The 4,701-nt window shown below is 66.3% G+C and carries 5 protein-coding genes; all 5 read left to right on the top strand.

Translation table 11 applies throughout. The features are described 5' to 3' along the window. Nucleotides 1–541: 541 nt before the first annotated feature. Nucleotides 542–739, top strand: a complete 198-nt coding sequence (locus B207_RS0104315) for a ribbon-helix-helix protein, CopG family (protein WP_035739931.1) — start codon at nt 542–544, stop codon at nt 737–739. Continuing rightward, complete coding sequence (locus B207_RS0104320; protein WP_018635295.1) at nt 736–1,116, top strand: type II toxin-antitoxin system death-on-curing family toxin; 381 nt, start codon at nt 736–738, stop codon at nt 1,114–1,116. The genes B207_RS0104315 and B207_RS0104320 overlap by 4 nt, the downstream gene beginning before the upstream one ends. 491 nt (nt 1,117–1,607) lie before the next feature. Beyond that, a complete protein-coding gene (locus B207_RS0104325; protein ID WP_018635296.1) occupies nt 1,608–2,309 on the top strand; it encodes a hypothetical protein in 702 nt (233 codons plus the stop codon). Between the two features lie 329 nt (nt 2,310–2,638). Continuing rightward, nucleotides 2,639–3,520, top strand: a complete 882-nt coding sequence (locus tag B207_RS41065; protein ID WP_026310664.1) for a hypothetical protein — start codon at nt 2,639–2,641, stop codon at nt 3,518–3,520. A gap of 828 nt (nt 3,521–4,348) precedes the next feature. After that, nucleotides 4,349–4,701, top strand: a 353-nt coding sequence (locus B207_RS0104335) for an ISAzo13-like element transposase-related protein (protein WP_035739935.1), incomplete at its 3' end; no start/stop codon positions are given.

Consider the following 4,701-nt stretch of genomic DNA (forward strand, 5'->3'; position numbering starts at 1 on the left):
GAAGGCCACTTCCGTCACTACGGCTGGCCACGTTTTCGGTAATTCGGCTGCCGGAGTTTCTCCGGTGAAGCTCTGCGTCGTTTCCTCGGAATTTGATCCGGGTGTGCGTGGCCTTGATTTGTGCGGCCCATCCCGGGCGAGCGTGGCGGGATCGCATCCAACTCGCTCCGCTCCGCGCAAGGCACCTTGAGGCGCCCCACAACGTGGCTACGGAACGTCACTGATCACAACCTGGTGCGATCTCTGCGCAGCCCTGACGCTGATACCCACCGGAACCATGGCCCCGGCCGCCCCGTCGAAGCACCACCGGTACTCGACTGTCCGCGCAATACACGGATCGGTGCGCCCGACCAGCACTAATGCGAACCTGAACCCGCAGGTCAGCGGCTCGGCTGTGTCCGTCGAACCCGCCCACGCGAAAATCCGGCGGGCCGGCTACACCGGCAACGCGAACGCCAAGAAGATCAGATAGGAGTCGATCGCCGCGACCATGCCGCGGGACCCATGGTGGTATCAATGGTGATACCGTGAGGCTGTGGCGATGACACTGCGCTTGACGGATGATGAGGCAGAGGCTCTGCGCCTGCGTGCGGAGCTGGAACAGCGGTCGATGCAGGAGATCGCTCGGCAGGCGATCAGGGAGTACGTCGAGGCGCACAGCCGGGCGGAGTTGCTGGATCAGGTGTTGGACGAGGAGCTGCCTCGGTACGCCGAGGCGCTCCGACGGCTTGGCGAATGATCTATCTGACGCTTCGCGAGCTGCTGTACATCGCCGAGCGGGCCATCGGCTCCGAACCGGTGGTCAGGGACCATGGCCTGCTCGAATCTGCTCTCGCGCGCCCGCGGGCGACGGTGTTCGGCCGTGACGCCTACCCCGCTCCTGACGGCAAGGCTGCCGCGCTCCTGCATTCACTGGCTCGCAACCACGCCCTCGTCGATGGGAACAAGCGGCTCGCGCTCGCCGGCCTGATCGCCTTCTACGGTGTCAACGGCCGCCGCCTGACGCTGACCAACGATGAGGCCTACGACCTCGTGGTGAGCATCGCTTCCGGCGCCCTCGATTCCGTCGAGGACATCACCAAGATCCTCGAAGGGGCGACCCGGAGTCGTCGGTGAGGACCGGACATGTCTGGCCGTATCGGGCTCTGCTCCTGCCCGCATCGACGACGAAGGTCGCACCCAAGACGCGACCGACACCTGCCCATGGCCGTCGCGTACACCGCGTGCCTGCCCTGGGGCTCCCCGGTCCGGTCTGGTGGCCAACGGTCGCTGTGACCAGTGGCGTACGGTGCGGCCCACTTCCGCCGTCAGGGCCGTGCGCGAACTCGTTCTCGCAGCTCACGACCTTGATCGCGATCTTGGGTGCACCCAACCAGCATTAATGCGAACCTGAATCTGCAGGTCAACGGCCCAACCGTGTCCGTCGGACCCGTTCACGCGAAGATCCGCCGGGCTGGCTACGCCGGGAAACTGAAGTCCCCCGGCGTGTCCGGAAACTCGATCTTCTGAGGAGATGGAGTCATGACACTTCGGGCGAGCTACCCGGCTGAGCTGCGTGAACCTGCGGTGCGGATGGTCTTCGAGGTCACGGCGGACTATCCGTCGGAGTGGGCGCCGATCAACGCGGTGGCGTCGATCGACTCGGTGTCGACCCCGCCGACGGGATGGGTCTGGCGGATTGGCTGTTGGCCCCGAGGCCCGGCCGAATCGCGTTTACACTCGACGTCAAGATGACCAAAAAAAGCGAGATCGCGTTCCGTGTGAGGCCCTACCTGGAACCCGGCGAAGAAGTCGGTGAGGTGTTCCTGGCCCAGGCGCGCACTCCGTACCTGTGCATTTTGGTGCCCTTGTTTGGCTACACGATCGGCGTGGTCGTCTACCTTCTGTTGCCCGAGGTCGGTAACCAGCTCTGTTACTGGCTCTCCTACTGCCTCTTCAAACTGTTCGGCTACGGCATCATCCTTCTGATGCCCCTGCTCCTCTGCGGGTTTGTCGCGGCCTACATTCTCCTGTGGCGTACGCTCACCTACCACGTGATCGGCTCCCGGATCGTCGTCGTCACCAGCCAGAACATGATCGTGCTGCGTGCCCAGGGCAGGTGGCCCGCCTTCCCGACAGGCACCAGGCCCCTTGCCCGACTGCCGGTACAGACTCGTTTCGGCAAACGCTTGCTGTGGCACTGGACGGCGCTGGAAGGCGAACACCTCTGGATTGCTGGTCGCCCCCGTCAGGACGTCGCGCAGGTGGGCCCGCGCGCCAGAGCGCGTTACTGTCTGAGTCGGGTGACGCACTGCTGCCTGGCGTCCTGAGTTGTTGATCTGTTCACCGTCGGCGTCCGCGGGCTTGGCTGCACGGATGGCTGTACGACGCGAGCACAGGCCGTATGCCCGACGGCTCACAGCTCGGACGACCGTATGTTCACCCCGTCGGGGTGAGGAACCAGCGGGCGAAGCAGCCGTCACCCACTTCGGTGTACCAGCGGACCCTGATCGCATAGCTGGTGCAGCCTGTCCGGAGAAGAAGGCCCGGATCGACATCGTCGGACGGCGGTCCGTGATCAACGAGGGGCGGGCCGGGCCGCGGGTGAACACCGCCCGGTCCTCATCCCGCCGGGATCGTTGGTGGCAGAGTCGATGTCGTGGATCTTTCGGGTGAGTTGGCGGGGCCGTTTCGGTGGGATCTGGTGACGCCGGATCAGCTTGGTTCGTTACTGGACGGGGTTGCGGCGCCGGATCTGTGGTTTCTCGACGGGCTGGTCGGTTGTGCGGGGAAGGTGGTCGCGCGCAGCGGGGGCGGGGATCTGGTGTTCGTCGGCCGGTCGCTGGACTCGATGTTCGACTTTCTTAGCGGGGCGTTCGCCGGCCTGCCGGACCCGCAGCGGCTGGGCCGGTTGCCGTTGTCGTTCGCGCGGACCTCGTGGAGCGCCCGCGGGTGGGTGACGCATGCCCTGGCGGCCGGCGACGTCACCCGGGCTCGGGAATTCCTGGCCGCGCTCGAGATCACTCCGGACTCGTTGGCCCGGCGGAGCCGCCCCGTCACTTTCGTGGATGTGGTCTGGAAGGGATCGACGTTCACCGACGTCTTCGAGCTGGTACGTGGCTGGGTCGACGACGAGCGGGGTTCGTGGCCGGTGCTCCGGCGCAAGCTGCGGTTCGTCGGGGTGACGATGCGGACGAAGACAAGCCCGAAGACCTGGCGCTGGCAGCAGCATGTGCCGTGGACAGCGCAGCTGCCGGCCTCCGCCGTGGTGAACGTGTCGTTGAGCCGGGGCGTCTGGTCGTACTTCGGAGATAATCAGACGAAGCTGACGCGGACGTTCCGCCCGGAACAGTGGCGGGCCGAGGCCGACGGGCCAGGCCGCGACGAACGCACCCGCGTCGCACTCGCCGAGGCGGTCACCCTCGTCGCCCACGGGCGAAGCCGTACCGGTCGCCACGCCCTCGCCCGCGCGATCGCCGGCGCGCCGGCCCTGTCCGAGCCCTGGCTACGGACCCTCGTCCGCCAGCTCAACCACGGCTGACGACAGCTGACCTGACCCGCCTGTCCACCCGGATCGCCGACGCCATCCGTGACGGCGCCCCGGCCACACTGCGTCGCCTCACCGATGCCCTCGTCGCCGAGATCGCCGTCACCGGCCGCAGCCACATCCAGCCCGCGTTCCGCATCCCCACCCAGTCAGCCGCACCCGCGGGCGGCAGCGAAAACGGGTAGGGCGAAACGCAACCATTCAGCAACGCTACGGAGGTCCGCGCAATACACGGATCGGTGCACCCAACCAGCACTAATGCGAACCTAAACCTGCAGGTCAACGGCCCGACAGCGTCCATCCAACCCGCCCACGCGAAGATCCGCCGGGCCGGCTACGCCGGCAACCCCAACGCATTGAAGATCAGGTGAAAACGGTTCGCGCTGGCCCGCTACCGCCATTCGGTGTCCAAGGGGCGCAGCCGACACCGCTGGCCACCGGTCCTCTCGTGATGTTCCCTATCTGCTTGCACCGTACACCGCGTCGACCCCAGAGGTCTTTACTGGCCCCGTTCGCCCAAGGGCGGGTTCTCGTCCGACTCCCCGGGTCGACCCTCGGCGTGCCTACGATCGCCGCTGTCGGAGCCGTTGCAGATCGGACACTTGTTCGCCGTAAAGCTGTGCTTGCATTGTGGTGGTAGACTCGGCATGCCTCTTGTGGGCATTATTCTCACCTCACGTGGTCGATGTGCGGATCCGTAGCGTCCGGTTAGGAACTGTAATGAAATAATTTGATTTTCTTGTTCGGTTCGTGATCGGCTTGTGTGATTGCCTGGATAGAGTCCGGGCTGTGGCGGTTGACCGGTCGGTGGAGTTCGCGGCGATGGCCGCACGGCTTGAGGTGCTGTTGCCTCGGTTGAACGAGCGGGACCGGCGGCTGGCGTTGGGGGCGGAGGCGCGTTCCTGGGGGTATGGGGGCATTGCNGCGGTCGCGCGGGCGACCGGCGTCGCGAAGGGAACGATCGCCAGGGGCCGTGCGGAGNTNGACGCCGACGCTGACGTACCGACACGGGTACGAGCCTCTGGTGGCGGCCGGAAGCGGGCGGAGATCGCCGACCCGGGTCTGTCCGAGGCGCTCGACGGCCTGGTCGAGCCCGAGACCCGGGGAGATCCGGAATCGCCCCTGCGGTGGACGACGAAGTCGACCCGGCACCTGGCCCGTGAGCTGACCCGGAG

The organism is Parafrankia elaeagni (assembly GCF_000374165.1).
Classification (GTDB): domain Bacteria; phylum Actinomycetota; class Actinomycetes; order Frankiales; family Frankiaceae; genus Parafrankia; species Parafrankia elaeagni.

What these genes read in the sequence shown, in the direction of transcription:
- B207_RS0104315 (WP_035739931.1), top strand. Translation starts at nt 542, where the DNA reads ATGACACTGCGCTTGACGGATGATGAGGCAGAGGCTCTGCGCCTGCGT.
- B207_RS0104320 (WP_018635295.1), top strand. Translation starts at nt 736, where the DNA reads ATGATCTATCTGACGCTTCGCGAGCTGCTGTACATCGCCGAGCGGGCC.